Origin of the sequence: Pseudomonas maioricensis (assembly GCF_022790535.1) — a bacterium.
Classification (GTDB): domain Bacteria; phylum Pseudomonadota; class Gammaproteobacteria; order Pseudomonadales; family Pseudomonadaceae; genus Aquipseudomonas; species Aquipseudomonas maioricensis.
This window is the reverse complement of sequence record NZ_LOHG01000002.1, coordinates 525242-546738: the sequence shown is the minus strand read 5'-3', so window position 1 is coordinate 546738 and position 21497 is coordinate 525242. Positions and strand designations below refer to the sequence as shown.

Below are 21497 nucleotides of genomic sequence, written 5' to 3'. Positions count from 1 at the left end.
CAATACAATTACTTCCAACCTCCACACTACCTGATCCGCTACCAAAGCCTTACAGGACGAGGGCTGTGCAAACATCAATCAAATACAAACCCACAATAAAGGCCTACTACCTTGCCTATCATTAAAAGCAAATCACCTTACTCACTTATTTTATTGGCTATTACTGGATTGCTCTCACTACCTGCTCTCGCGCGAACCGAAGTTCGGATCGGTATTGAAGCCGATGTTCCGCCTTTTGAAAGCCGCAATATCAACGGCGAACTGGTTGGATTGAATATTGACCTGGGTAATTTGATCTGCAAGCGGATGAACGTACGATGCGTATGGGTTGATCAACCCTACGCCACCAATATTGCCGCACTCCAGGCACATGCATTCGACGTGATCATGCCAATGACACCGACCGAAGCACGCAAACAGCAAGTCGACTTCACAGATGTGATGTATCCACTCTCCAGCCGGCTGGTAGCAGCCAAGGGTTCGCGCCTTGAGCCAACAGCCGCAGCACTGAAAGGCAAGCGCATAGGCGTACTAAAAGGCACCAGCCGGGAGGCATTCGCTCTGGCAGAGTGGGCCAGTAAAGGAGTGGACGTACAGAGCTTCGGCTTGAATGCCGAACTCATCGGTAAACTTCTAACCGGGGACCTCGACGCGACTCTGCAGGACTCTATCGAGATTTCCGAAGCACTACTGAGTACGCCAGAGGGCAGTCGATTTGATTTCGCTGGCCCACCCGTAACGGATCCGATGCTGGGTAGCGGAGTTGCCATGGCTGTCCGTAAAAGTGATCAGCTTCTCAAGTTCAAACTCAATGAAGCGCTAGCCGCTTTGAAGGCAGATGGCACGCAACAAGCTATAGTCGAGCGCTACCTCTCGCCGAAGTCCCATGACATAACCAACACCTCATCGCTCAGGTTCATGGCTGCGGGAGCAGGAAAGCCATTTTCACAAGCCGTTCGGGCCGGTGATTTTCTGTATTTGTCAGGGCTGCTGGGAGATGACGCCAACGGCCACTTCCCAGAGAACACTGCCGCTCAGACGAAAGCGATTATGGACAACATGCGCGTGATCCTTGAGAGCAATGGATCATCACTTAAAGACGTTGTGAAATGCACAGTAATACTGGCGGATATCAAGGATTTTGCCGACATGAACACGGTATACGCCGGTTACTTTGCAGCTGACCGCTTTCCCGCGCGGACGACTTTTGAAGCGGGCAAGTTATTGGCCAGCGCCAGAATAGAAATAGAGTGCATGGCTTACGTGGGCCACAAATCACATTAAGCCATGAGCATGGAGAGGTCACCTGCGACTACTTGAAGCCTGCAGGCAATCAAATAACGCGGGGGCAACAGTAGTCAGCCCCCGCGTTTACCCCACGACAACGCGGCTGCTCTAAAAGATGCTCCTTCAGGCAGCCGTCCTGATGCGAAAGTCACGCACCCGGTGAGAAGTGCTTCTGTACCGTGCCACGGGCGATCAGTCGGGAAATGTAGTCCATTTTCTGAGCGTCTTGATCGGTGAAGCGGAAGGTCACTTGCAGCCATTCGCTGTCAGGCTTCTGTTCGAAGGCCACGATAGCGTGCAAGTAGCCGTTGAGGCGCGCCACTTCATTGCTCTCACCCTGCTCCAGATCGAGCACAGCCTGCTCAAGGATCTGCGGCAAGGTTTCACTGCGACGCACCACCAGCAATGCTTCTTTCAGGGTCAGCGCCTTGATCACGCAGCTCTGATTACCACTCGGCAGGCGCAACTGGCCCTGACCACGACCTGCTGGCTCTTTCGCAGCGGCTTTGGCCGGAACTGGCGGAGCTTTGGCAATACCGCCAAACCCTGGCGCGGCCACAGCAGCAGGGCTGGCAGCAGGACGTACCACTTCAGCCTTGCCGCCGGTCAGCGCACTCAGCGAGTCATTGAGCGGCGAGTTCATGCGCGACGGAGCGGTGGACATCACGGCATCGAGCTTGCCGACTTTGGCCAGGGCTTTCTTGACCTTGGTCAGCAGTTGTTCATTGGTGAATGGCTTGCCGACAAAATCGGTAACGCCGGCCTGAATCGCCTGTACCACGTTCTCCTTGTCGCCACGGCTGGTCACCATGATGAAGGGAACGGTTTTCAGGTAATTGTCCTGCTCACGGCACCAGGTCAGCAGCTCCAAGCCAGACATTTCCGGCATTTCCCAGTCGCACAGGATCAAGTCGAACTGCTCGCGGTTCAGGGTGACCTGAGCCTTGCGACCGTTGACGGCGTCCTCGGTGTGAATACCGGGAAAATAATTGCGCAGACCTTTCTTAACCAAATCGCGAATGAACGTCGCGTCATCCACAATCAAAACACTGATCTTACTCATCGACGCTCCTGCGGGTGTGTCGCCAGTGCTGGCGAACTGCGTTGATGCTGAACACACCCTATATTTCGGCAAGCATAGCGCTGGCTGATGGCCAAAGGCCAACCTGTTTGACGGCGCCAGGACATTTAATTCGCGGGCGGCTGGAATTCTCACGCCCGAGAACAAAAACGCCCAGCTGCGAGCTGGGCGTTTTTTTCGCAGGCAATCTTACTTATCGTCAGATTTGCCCGGAACATTAGCGCTTTCGCTTGATATACCCTGGACCTCTTCTTTCATGCGTTTGAGGCCCATGTGCCGTACGTCGGTTCCGCGCACCAGATAGATGACCAGCTCGGAAATGTTACGGGCGTGATCACCAATACGCTCCAGCGAACGCAGTACCCAAATTACGTTGAGCACACGGGAGATCGAGCGTGGATCCTCCATCATGTAGGTCGCCAGCTCACGCAGGGCGGTCTTGTATTCGCGGTCGATGACTTTGTCGTACTGAGCCACGGAAAGCGCCAGCTCGGCGTCGAAGCGAGCAAACGAATCCAGAGCATCGCGCACCATGTTGCGTACCTGATCGCCAATGTGGCGAACTTCGACGTAACCACGAGGCGACTCGCCTTCTTCGCACAACTGAATGGCGCGACGAGCAATCTTGGTCGACTCATCACCGATGCGCTCCAGATCGATTACCGACTTGGAAATGCTGATGATCAGACGCAGGTCTGAAGCTGCAGGCTGACGACGCGCCAGGATGCGCAAGCACTCTTCATCGATGTTGCGCTCCATCTGGTTAATGCGATCGTCGACTTCACGAACGCGTTGGGCCAGACCGGAATCCGCTTCGATCAAGGCAGTCACAGCATCGTTGACCTGCTTCTCGACCAAACCGCCCATTTCGAGCAGATGGCTGCGTACTTCTTCAAGCTCAGCGTTGAACTGTTGCGAGATGTGATGCGTGAGGCTGTCTTTATGAATCATGCTTGGTGTCCTTGGAACGTCCGGTTAAGTGCGAAAACGCAGCGGTGCTTCAGGGTTTGAGCAGGACCTAGCCGTAACGACCGGTGATGTAATCTTCAGTCTGTTTTTTAGCCGGGTTGGTGAACATCGTGTCCGTGTCACCGAACTCGACCAGTTTGCCCATGTACATAAACGCGGTGTAATCCGAAACCCGTGCCGCCTGCTGCATGTTGTGGGTAACGATCACAATGGTGTATTTGGATTTCAGTTCGTAGATCAGCTCTTCAACTTTCAACGTCGAAATAGGGTCGAGCGCTGAACAGGGTTCGTCGAGCAGCAGGACTTCCGGCTCCACGGCGATGGTCCGGGCGATCACCAGACGTTGCTGCTGACCGCCGGAAAGGCCTAGCGCTGACTCATGCAGACGATCTTTGACTTCGTCCCACAGCGCTGCAGCCTTGAGTGCCCACTCGACAGCTTCATCGAGTACGCGCTTTTTGTTGATGCCCTGGATCCGCAAGCCATACACCACGTTTTCGTAGATGGTCTTGGGGAACGGATTGGGCTTCTGGAACACCATACCCACACGACGGCGCAACTCGGCGACGTCCTCACCTTTGGTGTAGATGTCGTGTCCATACAGATTGATTGCGCCCTTAACGCTGCAGCCGTCGACCAGATCGTTCATACGGTTGAACGTACGCAATAACGTCGACTTGCCGCAGCCGGACGGGCCGATGAAGGCCGTCACGCGCTGTTTCGGAATGTTCAGGCTGACATCGAACAAGGCCTGTTTGTCACCATAAAACAGGTTCAGACCCGGCACTTCGATGGCCACGGTTTCGTCGGCCAGGTGCAGGCCAGACTTGTTGCGCCCCAAGGCCGACATATTGATGCCTCGTGCCGGGTTTTCATGCTGCATGGAATTGCTCCCTACGCTAACCATTCTGTTGAACCGCCCTTCTCAATCAAAATACAACCGTCTGATTGATCGGGTCTGTAGGAGCTGTCGGAGGTAACGACGGCCGCGAAGCGGTGTGTCATACAAATCGCTATCGCTGCCTCGCGTTACTCGTGAGCTCCTACAGGCCAATTGTTGGGCGACCTCTAATCATTCAATCAACTGTCCAGCGCTTTGTATTTCTCGCGCAGGTGGTTACGAATAGCCACCGCCGACAGGTTGAGCAAGGCAATCACTAGCACCAGCAACAGCGCCGTGGCGTACACCAGGGGGCGTGCAGCTTCAACGTTAGGGCTCTGAAAGCCCACATCGTAAATATGGAACCCCAGGTGCATGATCTTCTGATCCAGATGCAGGTAAGGGTAATTACCATTCACCGGCAGCGACGGAGCCAGTTTGACCACGCCCACCAACATCAACGGCGCAACCTCGCCAGCTGCACGCGCCACTGCCAGAATGAGGCCGGTCATCATGGCCGGGCTGGCCATGGGCAGAACGATCTTCCACAGCGTTTCGGCCTTGGTAGCCCCCAGCGCCAGCGAGCCTTCGCGAATGGTGCGCGGGATACGCGCCAGCCCTTCTTCAGTCGCGACGATCACCACCGGCACCGCCAACAATGCCAGGGTCAGCGAAGCCCAGAGCAGGCCCGGCGTACCAAAGGTCGGCGCGGGTAAGGCTTCGGGGAAGAACAACTGATCCAGCGAGCCGCCCAGCACGTACACGAAGAATCCCAACCCGAACACGCCATACACGATGGCAGGGACGCCCGCGAGGTTGTTGACTGCAATGCGGATCAAGCGGGTCACCGGACCTTGCCTGGCGTACTCGCGCAGATAAACCGCTGCCAGCACGCCAAACGGCGTGACGATGACGGCCATGATCAGGGTCATCATCACCGTGCCGAAAATCGCCGGGAAAATCCCGCCTTCGGTGTTGGCTTCTCGCGGATCTTCGCTGAGGAATTCCCACAGCTTCTTGAAATAGAAACCGACTTTGGTGATCGTGCCCATGCCGTTGGGCTGATAGGCATGCACGACTTTGCCCAGACTGATTTCGACTTCTTTGCCATTGGCATCACGCGCAGTCAGGCTGTCGCGATCGAACGCTTCGTGCAATGAGGTCAGACGCTCTTCGATAACCTTGTAGCGGCTGTCCAGCTCCGCGCGTTCGCTGGCCATGTCGGCCTGGGCCTGCGCATCAAGCCTCCCATCCAGTTCCAGCTTGCGGGCCTGCAAGCGCAGACGCTCGATGCCGTGGTTGATTGCACCGACATCTTTCTTTTCCAGTTGATAAAGCTCACGGGCCAGACCTTCGACACGCTTGATGCGCTCTTGCAGCGTCGGCCAGGCGGCTTCGCCTTCAGCAACGACCTTGCCGCCTTCTTTGACGTTGACCAGGTAGCCATAGAAGTTGCCCCACTCGCGGCGCTCAATCGTCATCAGTTCGGGCGGCAGGCTTTGGTTGGTTATCCACTCGCCCACAACCCAAGTGAAATCACTTGGGTTGACGTCACGATTGCCCACTTTGACCAGCTCACGGGTCATGAACTCCGGGCCATCTTCCGGTACCGGCAAACCTGCGCCCTTGAGGCGGGCGCGAGGGACTTGCTCTTGCTCGACCACTTCGCCGATCAGAACATGTTTCTCCTGATTGGGTACGTCGTACTGCGCATACATCAGATCAGCCGGCCAGAAATGGCCAAGGCCGCGCACGGCGATCACTGACAACAGGCCCAGGGTCATGATGACCGCAATCGATACCGCACCCGCACTCATCCAGACGCCGGGAGCGCCTGTTTTGAACCAACTCTTGAGGGAGTTCTGTTTCACGAACTTCTACCTTCCTTAGAGAGACGAGTATTTCTTGCGCAGGCGCTGACGGATCAGCTCTGCGAGGGTGTTCATCACAAAGGTGAACATCAGCAGCACCAGTGCTGCGAGGAACAACACCCGATAGTGACTACCACCCACTTCCGACTCAGGCATCTCCACGGCCACGTTGGCCGCCAGCGTGCGCATCCCCTCGAACAGGTTCATGTCCATGATCGGCGTATTGCCGGTGGCCATGAGCACGATCATTGTTTCGCCCACCGCACGGCCCATGCCGATCATCAGTGCAGAGAAAATTCCGGGGCTCGCGGTCAGAATCACGACGCGGGTCAGGGTCTGCCAAGGCGTTGCGCCCAACGCCAGCGAGCCCAGCGTCAGGCCGCGAGGCACACTGAACACCGCATCTTCGGCAATCGAGTAAATATTCGGGATAACGGCAAAACCCATGGCAATGCCGACCACCAACGCATTGCGCTGATCGTAGGTGATGCCCAGATCGTGGGAGATCCACATGCGCATGTCACCGCCGAAGAACCAGTTTTCCAGATGCGGGCTCATGCTCAGTGAGAACCACCCAACCAGCAGTACCACGGGCAAGAGGATCGCGCTTTCCCAGCCATCGGGAACCCGCAAGCGAATCGAGTCAGGCAAACGACTCCAGGTGAAACCGGCGAGCAGAATGCCGATTGGCGTCAGCAGCATCAGGCTGAACACACCCGGCAGATGCCCTTCCAGATACGGTGCCAGGAACAGCCCGGCGAAGAAGCCGAGAATCACCGTCGGCATGGCTTCCATCAGCTCGATGACCGGTTTGACCTTGCGGCGCATACCGGGCGCCATAAAGTAAGCCGTGTAGATCGCAGCCGCGACCGCCAGCGGCGCCGCCAGCAACATGGCGTAGAACGCAGCTTTTAGGGTGCCGTAAGTCAGCGGTGCCAGGCTCAGCTTGGGCTCGAAGTCACTGTTGGACGCAGTGGACTGCCAGACATACTTGGGCGCGTCGTAATTCTCGTACCAGACCTTGCCCCACAATGCACTCCACGAAACCTCCGGGTGCGGATTCTTCAGGCTCATCGGCCGCAGCACGCCGCCCTGCTCCACCATGATCTGATCAGCACGCGGCGAAAGCGCGAAAATACCCGCACCTTCAGCCACTTTGTCTATCAACAGGGTCCGGTGTGCAGTGCTGTGGAATACGCCAAGCTGACCCGATGTGTCCAGAGCGATAAAACCCTTACGGCGTTGTTCAGCGGTGATTTGTGCAATGGGCGCATTGCCCATCTTGAAGTCGCGAATGTGCATGAAGCGCTGTTCGCCATCGACATCACGGGCCATGAACCACTGGGCCATGCCGCCTTTTGAGTTACCGATGATCAGCGAAATACCACCGACCAATTGCGTGCTGGCAGTGATCTCCGCGTTACCGTCTTCAAGCAGTTTGTAACGGCCATTGAGCGTTCGATCACGCAGGCTGAACACGTCGGCCTGCGCACGACCGTTGATCACGTACAGCCATTGCTGGCGTGGATCGATGTAGATGGCTTTCACAGCCTCGGACATCTGCGGCAACTCGATGCGACTTTGCTCGCTGGTGACCTCGCCGGTCATCATGTTTTCTTCTTTCGCCAGCGACAAAACGTGCAGCTGTGTGCCGGTGGTGCCCGCAACCAACAGCTTCTCGCCATTGGCATTGATGCTGACATGCTCAACCGCCCGCCCTTCTTCATCCAGCACCAGCGGCGCTTCGCCGTAGGGCCAGGTGATGGTCGGCGTGATGGTCTTCTGGTTGTTCGGATAAGTGATCAGGTAGCCGTGTCTGAACGCCAGCACCTGACCATTGGACAAGCCAAGCGCAATGAGCGGAGTGCCGGGCTGGTCCTGACCGATTGACGCTACGCTCACGCCTGCGGGCAACGGCAGGCCAACCCGCTTGAGCTCTGCGCCGTCTGCGACGCTGAAAAACACAGCCTCGCCCTTGTCGGAAATACGCATGCCCACCTGGTTCTGCTCTTCAACAGACAGCATCAGCGGCTTGCCAGCATCATTCAGCCAGGCAGGTTTCAGCGCATCTTGCGTGGTCAGGCTCGCGCCGTGGAACAAAGGCGCAACGACATAGGCCAGGTAAAAGAAGATCAAGGTGATAGCCGCAAGCACGGCAAGGCCGCCAATGGCGACATACCAACGGGTCAGGCGGTCCTTGAAAGCGCGTATGCGGCGCCTGCGTTGCAGCTCAGGCGTATTGAAATCAATGCGCTTGGCAGGTGAATTCTGATTCATCGATGAATTGGCCAGATCATTCATGCGCACACCCTAGCCGCCCTGTATGACAAAAACATTACAGCGGGGTGACGCAAAAAAGCCCGCCACCTACGATCATGGCAGCGAACTGTTCAGTTAACGGTGGGCCTGATTAGAACAGATCCCACCGCAACCCGGATTATTTTGCGGTTGCTTCCAGCAGGCCCAAATCCGTCAGCGCCTTGGTCACAACTCTTGGCGGCAGCGGAATGTAACCGTCTTTCATGACCACTTCCTGACCCTGCTTCGACAGGACCAACTTGATAAATTCAGCCTCAAGAGGCGCCAGCGGCTTGTTCGGAGCCTTGTTGACGTAGACATAGAGGAAGCGTGACAGCGGATAAGTGCCGTTCAACGCGTTGGCTTCATTGTCTTCAACAAACTCGCCACCCTCTTTCTTCGCCAGCGGCACGGTGCGGACGCTGGACGTTTTATAACCAATGCCCGAATAACCAATGCCGTTGAGCGAGCTGCTGATCGAGCTCACTACCGAAGCCGAGCCCGGTTGTTCATTCACGTTAGCCTTGAAGTCGCCTTTGCACAGTGCTTCTTCCTTGAAGTAGCCGTAAGTGCCGGACACCGAATTACGACCAAACAGCTGAATCGGCTTATTTGCCAGATCGCCGGTAATGCCGACATCGCCCCAGGTCTTGGCGTCGGCCTTGGCACCGCACAGACGGGTAACCGAGAAGATGGCATCCACTTGCGCCATGGTCAGCCCCTTGATCGGGTTGTCCTTGTGCACAAACACCGCCAAGGCGTCGACTGCGACGGGAATGGCCGTGGGCTTGTAGCCGTATTTCTGCTCGAACGCCGACAGCTCGCCGTCTTTCATCTTGCGGCTCATTGGCCCCAGGTTCGCGGTGCCTTCAGTCAATGCCGGTGGTGCAGTAGATGAACCTGCGGCCTGAATCTGAATGTTCACGCTCGGATATTCTTTCTTATACGCCTCGGCCCACAGCGTCATAAGGTTCGCCAAGGTATCGGAGCCCACACTGGACAGGTTGCCAGACACACCCGATGTCTTGACGTATGGCTTGATCGCCGGATCAACGACAGCGACCGCATTGGCGGTCGCAACGCCGGCGGCAACGAAGGTCAGTGCAGTGATCAAGCGCTTTAAAGTCATACCTTGCTCCGAGCGAGGTGAAAAAATAGGTCCGTTGGCCCGAGTATTGGCCGGACGCGTGACGACTCTATGACTTAATTGTGACAATTAAATGAAAGACCGCCACCCTTTTCAGGAATGGCGGTCTTGAGTAGAGCGCGGCGCGAAGCGGAGGACTTCAGCTCAGAATGATCAGCGCTTTTTGGCGATCAGGTAGCAGCCAATCAGCATGCCTAGCACACATAGAATCGCCACATACCAGGCGGGTGCCATAGGGCTGGATTTGAGCATGAGCGTCACGACCATCGGCGTCAGGCCGCCAAAAATCGCGTAAGCCAGGTTGTAAGAGAACGACAACCCCGAGAAACGCACCACTGCCGGGAATGCCTTGACCATCACGTACGGCACTGCGCCGATGACACCAACGAACAGGCCAGTCACTGCGTACAGCGGGAACAGCCAGTCCGGATTGGCCGCCAGCGAGTGGTACATGGTCCATGAGCTGATCAGCAAACCCAGGCTGCCAAACAGGAACACACGGCCAGCGCCAATGCGGTCGGCCAGTGCGCCCGAACCGATGCAGCCCAGACTCAGGAAAACGATCGCCAGGCTATTGGCCTTCAGGGCCACAGCAGCCGGGAAGCCGAAGGTCGCGCCTTGCAGGATGGTCGGAGTCATCAGAATGACCACGATGATCCCCGCCGACAGCAACCAGGTCAGCAGCATCGAGATAGCAACTGCACCGCGGTGATCACGCAACACCGACTTGAGCGGTACTTCTTCGGCCAGCGCTTTGCGCAACTGCAACTCGGCGAACACTGGCGTTTCGTGCAACCAGCGGCGCAGATACACCGACAACAGGCCGAACACACCGCCTACCAGGAACGGGATACGCCATGCGTAGTCGGACACTTCAATAGGGGTGTAGATACTGTTGATGAGGGTCGCCATCAGGGAGCCGAGCAGAATGCCGGCCGTCAGACCACAGGTCAGTGTGCCACAGGCATAGCCGATATGACGCGCAGGAACGTGCTCGGAGACAAACACCCAGGCGCCCGGCACTTCACCGCCGATAGCTGCACCCTGAATGACGCGCATCAGCAGCAGCAGGATCGGTGCCCACATGCCGATCTGTGCGTAGGTCGGCAACAGACCCATGATCAGCGTTGGAACCGCCATCATGAAAATGCTCAAAGTGAACATTTTCTTGCGCCCCAGCAGGTCGCCGAAGTGCGCCATGATGATGCCGCCCAGAGGTCTGGCCAGATAACCCGCCGCGAAAATCCCGAAGGTCTGCATCATGCGCAGCCATTCAGGCATATCTGCCGGGAAAAACAGTTTGCCGACCACCGCCGCGAAGAACACGAAAATGATGAAGTCGTAGAACTCTAGCGCGCCGCCCAACGCGGACAGCGACAAGGTCTTGTAGTCGTTGCGGGTCAGCGGGCGCGAAGGCTGCGCGGTACTCGAAGGCACAGTGGACATGAACAATACTTCTCTAAGAAGGCTTCTCTTGAATAGGGTTAGCGACAGTAAAGCAGGTTACGGCGGGGTGGCCTGTAACTGCGATCGTCCGGGGCAACTGTGCGGATAGGCACCAAAATTGCGTGACACAGGCAGTCATGTCGCCTTGTCGGGTTCGGCACGATAGCAAATTGTTTCAAAAAGCACACAGCCTGATGCGTATATCGTCGAAATCAGTACTCGACGGTCGTTTCATGACGCGTCGACCGATATACTCGCAGACCGTCGGGTTACTGTCGTTGTGTGTCGGAATGTAGCGCACTAGCCTCAGTCAGTCGGGGGTGCTGTGCGAAATCAGCTGCCATTCAGCCGCTTTCGCAGAGTTTCCCCTTCAGGTGTTCCGCCTTCGCTGAACGTCTTACGTTCACGCAAATGGTTTTGAATGGCGCCTGCCAACCGCGGCAAAAATATTAAGAGTCATGGGTCAGAGGCACCCTAGGCATGATCGAGTTCGAACAAGAAGATCCAATTCCGCAAGGCGATCTCGCTTTGCAAATCACAGCACTACCCCGCGAAACCAACGGCTTCGGCGATATCTTCGGCGGCTGGCTGGTTTCCCAGATGGACCTGGCTGGTACAGCAATGGCCAGCAAGATCGCTGGCGGGCGCGTTGCCACGGTGGCTATTGATCGCATGGCGTTTCTGGTGCCGGTGGCAGTGGGCGCACAGCTGTCCTTTTATACCCAGGCACTGGAAATCGGCCGCAGCTCCATCCAGATGATGGTTGAAGTCTGGAGTGATGACCCGCTGTCCAGCGAATGGCGCAAGGTGACCGAGGCGGTGTTTGTGTTTGTGGCTATAGATGGCAGCGGCCGCACCCGGTCGGTGCCTGCCCGGCGCTGAGGCTGTGTAATTTGTAATTGCAGGAGCTGCCGAAGGCTGCGAAAGGCCTATTCCTGAAGCACCGCGATTCGCAGCCTTCGGCAGCTCCTACAGTGAATCACACTCCAAAGAAGGTAAGGCTGGCTGGAGAAAGGTAAACTCCCCGACCTGGACACGGTCCATTTTGTCTTAGTCTTTGTTTGAGAGTTTCTATATGCCAACGCCCCAGGTCGAATCCGTCACCATCGATGAGCTCAACTGCTGGCGCATCAGCCACGGCGATGCCGAACTGGTTGTCGCCCAGCAGGGTGCGCATATCGTCAGTTATAAGCTCGCCGGGCAGCAGCCGCTGATCTGGTCCAACCCGGACGCCTCCTTCAAAAAGGGCAAGGCGATTCGCGGCGGCATGCCGATTTGCTGGCCGTGGTTTGGCAATCTTCAGCGCAACCCTGAAAGCGTGCAGGCCATGCGTCAAAGCGATGCGCCCGCCAACGCCCACGGCGAAGTACGCACCATTGACTGGGAGTTGATGGGCATGGCCGAGGATGACGACGCGCTGATCGTTGATTTCATCCAGCCCAAAACGGAAGGCAAGCTGCCAGGCTGGCCGCATAACGTAGGCCTGAAACTAAGCATTCGTCTGGACGAAGCGTTGAACGTCAGCCTCGTCAGTTACAACTCCGGCACCGAAACCGTGAGCTTCAGTCAGGCGCTGCACACCTATTTCGCCGTCAGCGACGTGCGCGAGATCAGCATCAAAGGCCTCGATGGCGTGAAATACATCGAGACGCTGGAAAACTGGGAAGAGCGTAAGCAATCCGGCGAGTTGCAATTTACAGGTGAAACCGACCGCATTTACCTCAACACTCCGGACATGCTGAGCATCATCGACCCGCAATGGCAGCGCAAAATCCACATCTGCACCAACGGCTCCAAGTCGTCGGTGGTATGGAACCCGTGGACCGAGAAAACCAAAAGCTTCAACGATATGGCCGCTGATGGGTGGCAGGGCATGGTCTGCGTCGAAACAGCCAACGTGCTGGACGATATCGTGACCCTGGAGCCAGAGCAGATGCATGTGCTGGATGTGAGTGTCTGGGCTGAGTCTTTGTCGGAAGACTGACCCGTCTAGAGGCGAGCGCTTTGTGGGAGCCGAGCTTGCTCGCGATAAGGTTGGACTCGGTTTGGGATCGTGTGCAGCCTTATCGCGAGCAAGCTCGGCTCCCACAGCAAGCGTGAAAGCTACAAATCCGACTCAACCACTACCCGCGCTTTCTCTGCATCAATTGCATAAGCCGCATCAGCCAGATCGTTGCTAACCTTTTCAACCTTCAATTTGCCGACCACCCACAGCGGCGTGTAGATGTCTTCAATCTTCAGGCCTTTGGGGTAACGCACCAACACCAGTTGATTAGGCGGCGGTGGCGGCACGTGAATACATGCGCCCGGATACGGCACCAGGAAAAACAGGGTGCTGTGGCCCTTGGCATCCGTTTCAAGCGGTACTGGATAACCTCCAAGACGCACTTCCTTGCCGTTCATGGCCGGTACGGTCTTGGCTGAGTACATGACAGCGGGCAAACCCTTGCTTTGTTTCAAGCCACCTTTGCTGTCAAACGTCCCTTGGGCTTCCGGGGAGTTGTGATCGATTTCGGGCATGGCTTCGAGGGCTTTCTGATCGGACTTGGGCATTAGGTCCAGCCAGTCGGTTTCAGGAATTTCAGCGCGGGCCAGGCCGCAGATCAGAAGCAGGGGAATAACTAAAAGACGGCGCATCGAAAGGCTCGGCAAGAGTGGGGAGTTGAATAACTGCCCGGCATTCTAGCCCTCTGCGTGCCGGAACGCAGAGGGCCGTTGAACATCAGTCTTTCTTTTTGATCAGGCCAAAGATCACCAACAGTACGATTGCGCCAACCAATGCACCCAGGAAGCCTGCGCCTTCGCCTGCCTGATAGATGCCCAGCGCCTGACCGCCATAAGTAGCCGCCAGCGAACCGCCGATGCCCAACAGAATGGTCATGATCCAACCCATGCTGTCATCGCCGGGCTTGAGGAAGCGCGCCAGCAGGCCAACGATCAAGCCGATGAAGATGGTTCCGATAATACCCATGCCGTTTTCCCTCTCAAATAAGTGATATGCCGAAGCTTAGTCAGCCATCGGCATCACGCTATCAGAGAGGTGCGGGATTGGAATGGTTCAATGCATAAGACAGGCACAAAATCTGTAGGAGCTGCCGAAGGCTGCGAAAGGGGTATGTCTGACACCCCGCTTTCGCAGCCTTCGGCAGCTCCTACAAGGGCGTCCTGATCAGTTTTTGATCAACGCCTCAACCAGCTTCACCTGGCGATCCAGCGTCGCGCGATCAGCACTGCGCACGGTAGCGTGGCCGACTTTACGGCCCACTTTGAACGCTTTGCCGTAATGATGCAGATGGCAATCATCAATAGCGGTCACTTTATCCACAGCCGGCACTTCACCGATGAAGTTGAGCATCGCGCTCTCCCCCACTTTGGCTGTTGAGCCCAATGGCAAGCCCGCTACTGCCCGCAGGTGGTTTTCGAACTGGCTGCATTCGGCACCTTCGGTGGTCCAGTGCCCGGAGTTGTGCACGCGAGGGGCAATTTCGTTAGCTTTCAGGCCGCCATCGACTTCAAAGAACTCAAAGGCCAGCACGCCAACGTAGTCAAGTTGCTTGAGCACACGACCGGCGTAATCTTCAGCCAGCGCCTGCAGCGGGTGATCGGTGCTGGCAATGGAGATACGCAGGATGCCGTTGTCGTGGGTGTTATGCACCAGCGGGTAGAAACGGGTTTCACCGTCGCGAGCACGCACGGCGATGAGCGAGACCTCACCGGTAAACGGCACGAAGCCTTCCAGCAAACAGGCCACGCTGCCCAGCTCCGCGAAAGTACCTTCGACGTCAGCTGCGGTGCGCAGGACTTTCTGACCCTTGCCGTCATAACCCAGGGTGCGCGTTTTGAGTACCGCAGGCAGACCGATAGCAGCCACCGCGGCGTCCAGATCAGCCTGGGATTGAATGTCGGCGAACTCAGGCGTCGGAATGCCCAGATCCTTGAACATGCTTTTTTCGAACCAACGATCACGGGCAATGCGCAGCGCTTCGGCGCTCGGATAAACCGGCACGAACTGCGACAGGAACGCCACGGTTTCTGCAGGTACGCTTTCGAACTCGAAGGTCACCAGATCCACTTCATCAGCCAGCTGACGCAGGTGATCCTGATCGCCGTAATCGGCACGCAGATGTTCGCCCAATGCGGCTGCGCACGCGTCTGGCGCGGGGTCCAGAAAGGCGAAGTTCATCCCCAGCGGGGTTCCTGCCAGGGCCAACATGCGACCCAGTTGGCCGCCACCGATTACACCAATCTTCATTGCAAAACCTCAGGCGTCGCGCGGGTCTGGATTGTCCAGAACGCTGTCTGTCTGCTCAGTACGGAATTTCTTCAACACTGCGTGGAATTGTGGATGCTTGGCGCCCAGGATGCTGGCCGAAAGCAGCGCAGCGTTGATCGCACCGGCTTTGCCGATGGCCAAGGTCGCAACCGGAATACCGGCAGGCATCTGCACGATGGACAGCAACGAGTCGACGCCCGACAGCATGGAGGACTGGACCGGAACGCCCAGTACCGGCAGGTGAGTCTTGGCTGCACACATGCCCGGCAAGTGAGCAGCACCGCCAGCACCGGCGATGATCACTTCAATACCGCGTGCTTCAGCCTGTTCGGCATACTGGAACAGCAGATCCGGAGTGCGGTGCGCAGACACCACTTTCACTTCATACGGAATGCCGAGCTTTTCCAGCATATCGGCGGTGTGGCTAAGGGTGGACCAATCGGACTTGGAGCCCATGATCACGCCAACCAGTGCGCTCATCGTCGTGCCTCTCATCGGGCGCCCGCAGGCGCATCAAAAAACAAACAAGCCACGCGGGAGGACCGGCGTGGCTTGCTGTACGAATAATGACCGGTCGAGCCGGCCAAAGGCCGCGCAGTATACCCCAAAGAGAAGCGTTTAAAGCACCCCCCACGACCATCTGTCTTACAGGCTACTTGTGAGCTGTGAAGCACGTATTTACTGACTTGCGGGTCAAGCGCCATCGGGCGTGGCAGCACTCTCAAGCTTGCGCCACAACAACCGCACGTTGGCCTTGCGCACCAGCGCGCAGCGATACAGGCGGATCTCCAGTGGGATATGCCATTGTGAACCGCCGCATTCGACCAGTTCGCCACGGGCCAACTCGGCACGCACACTTAGCCGGGGTACCCAGGCGATGCCCAGACCTTCCAGTGCCATGCTCTTGAGACTGTCGGCCATGGCCGTTTCATAGACCGTGGTGAAACGCAGGTTTCGCTGGCGCAGCAACAAGTTCACCGAACGGCCCAGAAAGGCACCCGCGCTGTAGGCCAGAAGCGGCACGCTGCTGCCATCCTCCAGACTAAACAACGGCTGGCCGCTCTCGTCAGCCGCACAGACCGGTAGCATTTCGGTGTGGGCCAAATGCAGCGACGGGAAGATTTCCGGGTCCATTTGCAGCGCTGCATCCGGATCGTAGAAGGCCAGCATCAGGTCGCAGCCGCCTTCGCGCAAGGCATGCACCGCGTCGCCAACGTTCGTAGCAACCAGCCTTGTAGCGATGTTCAGACCTTCGTTGCGCAGTTGAGCGATCCAGCGCGGGAAGAAGCCCAGCGCCAGGGAGTGCGCCGCTGCAACCTGCATGACCTCGCCCTGCCCGCCTTCAAGATGATGCAAGTGACGCAGGACCTCCCCTAGTTGCTCGACAACGGTACGCGCCGTGACCAGAAAAAGCTGGCCAGCCGCCGTCAGTTCAATGGGCGTGCGCGAACGATTGACCAGCGTCAGCCCCAGCGCCGCTTCAAGGCTGCGAATACGCCGACTGAAAGCCGGTTGCGTCACAAAACGCTTCTCCGCCGCCTGGGAAAAACTGCGCGTAGAGGCCAGCGCACTGAAGTCTTCCAGCCATTTGCTTTCCAGATTCATGTTGTCCTCTTGTCTGCGACCGTATTTATCTGAATTGGAGTGAATTCTGTAGGAACTGCCCAGTCGCGAAGCTGACATTGGATCTGTAGGAGCGCACGAGCACCGCGAGGCCGCGATGGCGGTGTATCAGACAGGACGCAATCGCGGCCTCGCGGTGCTCGTGCGCTCCTACAAAAGAGTATTCCAAATCAGATAGTTGTAATTCGCTCACAAAGCCCCTGCTAACCGCTGGAAATGTATATACACGCCAGTAACACCTATCGCGTCACATCTGCATTATGCCGTTTCGGCATGGCCCAGTATGTAACAGCATTGGTCAAAAATCACCGTAGAGACCAGTATCGGCGGCGTTCCGGCATTGTCCGTGCCTTTCTTGAGACTATCTCTATCATGTCCTCGCCTGCATCATCGCGCACCGAAAAAGACCTGCTTGGTGTTCTCGAAGTACCTGCTGACGCGTATTACGGTATTCAGACGTTGCGAGCGGTGAACAATTTTCACCTTTCCGGCGTTCCGCTTTCCCACTACCCGAAGCTGGTCGTCGGCCTGGCGATGGTCAAACAGGCAGCCGCTGATGCAAACCATCAGTTGGGCCACCTCAATGCGGCCAAGCATGCAGCGATCAGCGAGGCCTGTGCTCGTCTGATTCGCGGTGATTTCCACGAACACTTCGTGGTGGACATGATTCAAGGCGGCGCTGGCACTTCAACCAACATGAATGCCAACGAAGTCATCGCCAACATTGCTCTGGAAGCCATGGGCTTTGAGAAAGGCGATTACAAACAGCTGCACCCGAATAACGATGTCAACATGGCGCAATCGACCAACGACGCCTACCCGACCGCTATTCGTCTGGGTCTGCTGCTGGGTCACGACGCTCTGCTGGCCAGCCTCGACAGCTTGATTCAAGCGTTCGCCGCCAAAGGCCAGGAATTCAACCACGTCCTGAAAATGGGCCGTACCCAGTTGCAGGACGCTGTGCCGATGACCCTCGGTCAGGAATTCCGCGCCTTCGCCACGACACTGACCGAAGACCTGAACCGTCTGCGCAGCCTGGCACCAGAACTGCTCACAGAAGTGAACCTGGGCGGTACCGCCATCGGCACCGGCATCAACGCCGACCCTGGCTATCAGAAACTTGCCGTTGACCGTCTGGCGATCATCAGCGGCCAACCACTGGTTCCGGCTGCCGACCTGATCGAAGCCACTTCCGACATGGGCGCCTTCGTGCTGTTCTCCGGCATGCTCAAGCGTACCGCCGTCAAACTGTCGAAGATCTGCAACGACCTGCGCCTGCTGTCCAGCGGCCCACGCACCGGGATCAACGAAATCAACCTGCCAGCGCGTCAGCCAGGCAGCTCGATCATGCCCGGCAAGGTCAACCCGGTTATCCCGGAAGCGGTCAACATGGTTGCCTTCGAAATCATCGGCAACGACCTGGCACTGACCATGGCAGCCGAAGGCGGTCAATTGCAGCTCAACGTGATGGAGCCGCTGATCGCTTACAAGATTTTCGATTCGATCCGCCTGCTGCAACGCGCCATGGACATGCTGCGCGAGCACTGCATCGTCGGCATCACCGCCAACGAAGCGCGCTGCCGCGAACTGGTCGAGCACTCCATCGGCCTGGTCACCGCACTGAACCCGTACATCGGTTATGAAAACGCCACCCGTATCGCCCGTATCGCGCTGGAAACCGGCCGAGGCGTACTGGAACTGGTTCGCGAAGAAGGCTTGCTGGACGACGCCATGCTCGACGACATCCTGCGACCGGAAAACATGATTGCCCCGCGTCTGGTCCCATTGAAGGCCTGATGCAAATGCTCGACAGCTACATGCTCACCAGGTGTTGAGGACCTAGACACTCCTCACCCCTTTTGGGGGTCCAGAGACGATTCTCTCCGGACCCTTTTTTTTACCTGCAAAACGCCCACTGCCAAAAACAACAAGGACGTATCGCTGCACAGGAAAGGAAAAGTATTGCAGACGCAAGACGAGCGCACCGGTATAGTGCGCGCCCCCTAAAAACAACAGCGAGGATTCTCCAATGCTTGAAGTCATTAACGACTTCCTTTCGGGCAAAGTGCTGATCGTACTGATCGTAGGGCTCGGCGGTTATTTCACGATTCGTTCGCGTTTCGTCCAGTTTCGCCACTTTTTCCACATGTTCGCTGTTTTCAGGGATAGTTTACGCAACAGCACCGGCCAGCTCAGTTCCTTCCAGGCATTGATGCTCAGCCTTGCCGGACGTGTCGGGGCTGGCAACATTGCTGGTGTCGGTATTGCCGTGACACTGGGTGGCCCGGGCGCGGTTTTCTGGATGTGGGTCACCGCACTGGTGGGCATGGCCAGCAGCTTCATCGAGTGTTCACTCGCTCAGCTGTACAAGCGCAAAGACTCCGAAGGCCAGTTCCGTGGCGGTCCGGCGTATTACATTCAGCATGGTCTGGGTAAACGCTGGTTGGGTATGGTCATGGCGGTGTTGCTGCTGGTGACCTTCGGTTTTGCCTTCAACGGCCTGCAATCCCATGCGGTAACCGACTCCCTCAAAGGCGCGTTCGGCATCGACACCATGACCACCGGCATCTGCCTGGTTGTGCTGCTGGGCCTTGCGTTCATCGGCGGGATCAAGCGTATTGCGGCGATTTCCGACCTTCTGGTGCCGGTGAAAACCCTGATCTATATCGCGGTGACCATCTACGTCATCGTCCTGCAGATCGACCACGTTCCAGCCATGCTGGCGACCATCGTCAAAAGCGCATTTGGTCTGGACCCGGTGTTTGGCGGCCTGATCGGCAGCGCAATCGTCATGGGCGTGAAACGCGGCGTGTTCGCTAACGAAGCCGGTCTGGGCAGTGCCCCGAACGTGGCCGCCGTTGCACAGGTTGAACACCCGATCTCACAAGGTGTGGTTCAGGCATTCAGCGTGTTCCTCGATACCTTCGTGATCTGCACCTGCACCGCGTTGCTGATCCTCCTCTCGGGTATCTACGACGTGGGTTACAGCGGCAACGGTATTGTTCTGGCACAGAACTCGCTGGCAGCCGTGGTCGGTGACTGGGGTCGTATCTTCATCAGCGTTGCTTTGGCGCTGTTCGTCTTCACCTCGATTCTCTACAACTACTACCTGGGCGAAAACAGCCTGCGTTTCCTGGTGGGCGAGAGCAAGAAAGCCATCGTCGGCTATCGGGTGTTCGTGCTGGTGCTGATCCTCTGGGGCGCCGTGGTTGATCTCAACACTGTGTTTGCCTTCGCCGACATCACCATGACGTTGCTGGCCTTCGTTAACTTGATCGCCCTGGCAATGTTGTTCAAAGTCGCCATGCGCATCCTGCGCGACTACGATGCGCAACGTAAGGCGGGTATCAAGACTCCAGTATTCGATTCGAGCCAATTCCCGGATCTGGACCTGGACCGCAACGCATGGCCTGCCAACCCAAGCCAGACACCGGTCAACCCGGTTAACGCCTCGGTAAAGCCTGCTACTCAAGCCTGATAGCGACTGACATACCGGAGAAGAACCATGACTCATGAACAGCCACAACCCGCTCAGCGAGTGATGGTTCTTTATACCGGCGGCACCATCGGCATGCAGGCCAGCGCCAACGGCCTGGCGCCCGCATCGGGTTTCGAGGCACGCATGGCCGGGCAACTGGCCGAATTGCCTGATCTGGTGGTGCCTCAGTGGCGCTTTCGCGAGATGGCACCGCTGATCGACAGCGCCAACATGACACCGGCTTACTGGCTGCGTCTGCGCGAAGCGGTCATCGACGCAGTTGATGTCGATGGCTGCGACGCGGTGTTGATCCTTCACGGCACTGACACACTGGCGTACAGCGCCGCAGCCATGAGCTTCCAGCTGCTAGGGCTTGCTGCTCCGGTGCTGTTTACCGGCTCAATGCTGCCTGCTGGCGTCCCGGACAGCGATGCGTGGGAAAACGTCAACGGCTCACTGGTCGCGCTGGGTAAAGGTCTGACGTCGGGCGTGCATTTGTACTTCCACGGCGAACTGCTGGCGCCGACCCGCTGCGCGAAAATCCGCAGCTTCGGTCGCCATCCGTTCGCAGCGCTGAACCGCGCCCACAGCGGCGAAACCCCTGCCGCGCATCCTGCGCAGCTGGATTATCGCCTGCCTAAAGTCGCGGCCAGTGTTGCCATCCTGCCGTTGTTCCCAGGTATAGGCGCAGCCCAGTTGAACGCCGTTATCGACAGCGGCATTCAGGGTCTGGTGCTTGAATGCTTCGGCAGTGGCACCGGCCCCAGCGATGATCCGGCTTTCCTGAGCAGCCTGGACCGCGCCCACCAGCAAGGCATTTGCGTCGTTGCAATCACGCAGTGCCATGAAGGCGGCGTCGAACTGGACGTCTACGAAGCGGGAAGCCGCCTGCGCGGTGCAGGCGTGCTGTCCGGTGGCGGCATGACGCGTGAAGCAACGCTGGGCAAGTTGCACCTATTGTTGGGTGCAGGCTTGCCACTGGCTGAAGTGCGGCGCCTGGTTGAAGTGGACCTGTGCGGGGAGCTGCGCTAAGCCGAAGCAGCTGTTGGATCACTGTCCTGTGGGAGCAGAGCTTGCTCGCGATAAGGACGCTGCGGTTTATCGAGAAAATCGCGCCGCACTTATCGCGAGCAAGCTCTGCTCC

At 57.4% G+C, this 21497-nt stretch carries 18 protein-coding genes; 6 read left to right on the top strand and 12 right to left on the bottom strand.

Translation table 11 applies throughout. The features are described from left to right. The first annotated feature begins 111 nt into the window (after positions 1 to 111). Entirely contained in the window at positions 112 to 1284 is a 1173-nt protein-coding gene (locus tag AUC61_RS05130) for a transporter substrate-binding domain-containing protein (protein ID WP_243244745.1), read from the top strand. Between the two features lie 151 nt (positions 1285 to 1435). On the opposite strand, the gene AUC61_RS05125 is transcribed toward AUC61_RS05130, so the two are convergent. The 7 genes from AUC61_RS05125 to AUC61_RS05095 all read right to left on the bottom strand — a co-directional run bounded on the left by AUC61_RS05125 (position 1436) and on the right by AUC61_RS05095 (position 10979). Next, positions 1436 to 2350: a response regulator gene (locus AUC61_RS05125; RefSeq protein ID WP_243244744.1), complete on the bottom strand. Its 915-nt coding sequence runs from the start codon at positions 2348 to 2350 to the stop codon at positions 1436 to 1438. Between the two features lie 207 nt (positions 2351 to 2557). After that, positions 2558 to 3319, bottom strand: a complete 762-nt coding sequence (phoU, locus tag AUC61_RS05120) for a phosphate signaling complex protein PhoU (protein WP_243244743.1) — start codon at positions 3317 to 3319, stop codon at positions 2558 to 2560. A 67-nt stretch (positions 3320 to 3386) separates the two neighbouring features. Then, complete coding sequence (gene pstB, locus AUC61_RS05115) at positions 3387 to 4220, bottom strand: phosphate ABC transporter ATP-binding protein PstB (RefSeq protein WP_027901941.1); 834 nt, start codon at positions 4218 to 4220, stop codon at positions 3387 to 3389. A 197-nt stretch (positions 4221 to 4417) separates the two neighbouring features. After that, positions 4418 to 6034 (bottom strand): phosphate ABC transporter permease PstA, encoded by a 1617-nt coding sequence (pstA, locus tag AUC61_RS05110; protein WP_243244796.1) that lies wholly within the window; start codon positions 6032 to 6034, stop codon positions 4418 to 4420. Positions 6035 to 6103: 69 nt separating this feature from the next. After that, the gene (locus tag AUC61_RS05105) at positions 6104 to 8137 is read right to left on the bottom strand and encodes an ABC transporter permease subunit (RefSeq protein WP_422765027.1); all 2034 of its coding nucleotides are present in this window, start codon (positions 8135 to 8137) and stop codon (positions 6104 to 6106) included. A 388-nt stretch (positions 8138 to 8525) separates the two neighbouring features. Continuing rightward, positions 8526 to 9515, bottom strand: a complete 990-nt coding sequence (locus AUC61_RS05100) for a phosphate ABC transporter substrate-binding protein PstS family protein (protein ID WP_243244742.1) — start codon at positions 9513 to 9515, stop codon at positions 8526 to 8528. A gap of 171 nt (positions 9516 to 9686) precedes the next feature. Then, positions 9687 to 10979: an MFS transporter gene (locus AUC61_RS05095; RefSeq protein WP_122667127.1), complete on the bottom strand. Its 1293-nt coding sequence runs from the start codon at positions 10977 to 10979 to the stop codon at positions 9687 to 9689. A gap of 480 nt (positions 10980 to 11459) precedes the next feature. Between AUC61_RS05095 and AUC61_RS05090 the strand changes: the two genes are divergently transcribed. Beyond that, positions 11460 to 11861 (top strand): acyl-CoA thioesterase, encoded by a 402-nt coding sequence (locus AUC61_RS05090; protein WP_027901946.1) that lies wholly within the window; start codon positions 11460 to 11462, stop codon positions 11859 to 11861. A gap of 193 nt (positions 11862 to 12054) precedes the next feature. Next, positions 12055 to 12963 carry a D-hexose-6-phosphate mutarotase gene (locus tag AUC61_RS05085; protein ID WP_243244741.1) on the top strand — a complete coding sequence of 303 codons (909 nt, stop codon included), beginning with the start codon at positions 12055 to 12057 and terminating at the stop codon, positions 12961 to 12963. 119 nt (positions 12964 to 13082) lie between these two features. Here AUC61_RS05085 and AUC61_RS05080 read toward each other — a convergent pair whose 3' ends face one another. The 5 genes from AUC61_RS05080 to AUC61_RS05060 form a co-directional block, all read right to left on the bottom strand. Beyond that, positions 13083 to 13616 carry a DUF3299 domain-containing protein gene (locus AUC61_RS05080; protein WP_243244740.1) on the bottom strand — a complete coding sequence of 178 codons (534 nt, stop codon included), beginning with the start codon at positions 13614 to 13616 and terminating at the stop codon, positions 13083 to 13085. 85 nt (positions 13617 to 13701) lie between these two features. Further along, the gene (locus AUC61_RS05075) at positions 13702 to 13950 is read right to left on the bottom strand and encodes a GlsB/YeaQ/YmgE family stress response membrane protein (RefSeq protein ID WP_243244739.1); all 249 of its coding nucleotides are present in this window, start codon (positions 13948 to 13950) and stop codon (positions 13702 to 13704) included. A 198-nt stretch (positions 13951 to 14148) separates the two neighbouring features. Continuing rightward, positions 14149 to 15231 carry a 5-(carboxyamino)imidazole ribonucleotide synthase gene (locus AUC61_RS05070; RefSeq protein ID WP_243244738.1) on the bottom strand — a complete coding sequence of 361 codons (1083 nt, stop codon included), beginning with the start codon at positions 15229 to 15231 and terminating at the stop codon, positions 14149 to 14151. A 9-nt stretch (positions 15232 to 15240) separates the two neighbouring features. Then, the gene (gene purE / locus AUC61_RS05065) at positions 15241 to 15732 is read right to left on the bottom strand and encodes a 5-(carboxyamino)imidazole ribonucleotide mutase (RefSeq protein ID WP_027902272.1); all 492 of its coding nucleotides are present in this window, start codon (positions 15730 to 15732) and stop codon (positions 15241 to 15243) included. A 213-nt stretch (positions 15733 to 15945) separates the two neighbouring features. Further along, positions 15946 to 16857: a LysR substrate-binding domain-containing protein gene (locus tag AUC61_RS05060; protein ID WP_243244737.1), complete on the bottom strand. Its 912-nt coding sequence runs from the start codon at positions 16855 to 16857 to the stop codon at positions 15946 to 15948. A 390-nt stretch (positions 16858 to 17247) separates the two neighbouring features. On the opposite strand from AUC61_RS05060, the gene AUC61_RS05055 reads away from it, so the two are divergent. The 3 genes from AUC61_RS05055 to AUC61_RS05045 all read left to right on the top strand — a co-directional run bounded on the left by AUC61_RS05055 (position 17248) and on the right by AUC61_RS05045 (position 21385). After that, positions 17248 to 18672: an aspartate ammonia-lyase gene (locus tag AUC61_RS05055; protein WP_027898152.1), complete on the top strand. Its 1425-nt coding sequence runs from the start codon at positions 17248 to 17250 to the stop codon at positions 18670 to 18672. A gap of 232 nt (positions 18673 to 18904) precedes the next feature. Further along, entirely contained in the window at positions 18905 to 20353 is a 1449-nt protein-coding gene (locus tag AUC61_RS05050) for an alanine/glycine:cation symporter family protein (RefSeq protein WP_243244736.1), read from the top strand. Positions 20354 to 20380: 27 nt separating this feature from the next. Then, positions 20381 to 21385 (top strand): asparaginase, encoded by a 1005-nt coding sequence (locus AUC61_RS05045; RefSeq protein WP_243244735.1) that lies wholly within the window; start codon positions 20381 to 20383, stop codon positions 21383 to 21385. Positions 21386 to 21497: the final 112 nt, after the last annotated feature.

Excerpts from the sequence above, each read along its gene's own strand:
- AUC61_RS05125 (WP_243244744.1), bottom strand. The coding sequence starts at position 2,350 with ATGAGTAAGATCAGTGTTTTGATTGTGGATGACGCGACGTTCATTCGC.
- phoU (WP_243244743.1), bottom strand. The coding sequence starts at position 3,319 with ATGATTCATAAAGACAGCCTCACGCATCACATCTCGCAACAGTTCAAC.
- pstB (WP_027901941.1), bottom strand. The coding sequence starts at position 4,220 with ATGCAGCATGAAAACCCGGCACGAGGCATCAATATGTCGGCCTTGGGG.
- pstA (WP_243244796.1), bottom strand. The coding sequence starts at position 6,034 with ATGAGTGCGGGTGCGGTATCGATTGCGGTCATCATGACCCTGGGCCTG.
- AUC61_RS05100 (WP_243244742.1), bottom strand. The coding sequence starts at position 9,515 with ATGACTTTAAAGCGCTTGATCACTGCACTGACCTTCGTTGCCGCCGGC.
- AUC61_RS05095 (WP_122667127.1), bottom strand. The coding sequence starts at position 10,979 with ATGTCCACTGTGCCTTCGAGTACCGCGCAGCCTTCGCGCCCGCTGACC.
- AUC61_RS05090 (WP_027901946.1), top strand. The coding sequence starts at position 11,460 with ATGATCGAGTTCGAACAAGAAGATCCAATTCCGCAAGGCGATCTCGCT.
- AUC61_RS05085 (WP_243244741.1), top strand. The coding sequence starts at position 12,055 with ATGCCAACGCCCCAGGTCGAATCCGTCACCATCGATGAGCTCAACTGC.
- AUC61_RS05080 (WP_243244740.1), bottom strand. The coding sequence starts at position 13,616 with ATGCGCCGTCTTTTAGTTATTCCCCTGCTTCTGATCTGCGGCCTGGCC.
- AUC61_RS05075 (WP_243244739.1), bottom strand. The coding sequence starts at position 13,950 with ATGGGTATTATCGGAACCATCTTCATCGGCTTGATCGTTGGCCTGCTG.
- AUC61_RS05070 (WP_243244738.1), bottom strand. The coding sequence starts at position 15,231 with ATGAAGATTGGTGTAATCGGTGGCGGCCAACTGGGTCGCATGTTGGCC.
- purE (WP_027902272.1), bottom strand. The coding sequence starts at position 15,732 with ATGAGCGCACTGGTTGGCGTGATCATGGGCTCCAAGTCCGATTGGTCC.
- AUC61_RS05060 (WP_243244737.1), bottom strand. The coding sequence starts at position 16,857 with ATGAATCTGGAAAGCAAATGGCTGGAAGACTTCAGTGCGCTGGCCTCT.
- AUC61_RS05055 (WP_027898152.1), top strand. The coding sequence starts at position 17,248 with ATGTCCTCGCCTGCATCATCGCGCACCGAAAAAGACCTGCTTGGTGTT.
- AUC61_RS05050 (WP_243244736.1), top strand. The coding sequence starts at position 18,905 with ATGCTTGAAGTCATTAACGACTTCCTTTCGGGCAAAGTGCTGATCGTA.
- AUC61_RS05045 (WP_243244735.1), top strand. The coding sequence starts at position 20,381 with ATGACTCATGAACAGCCACAACCCGCTCAGCGAGTGATGGTTCTTTAT.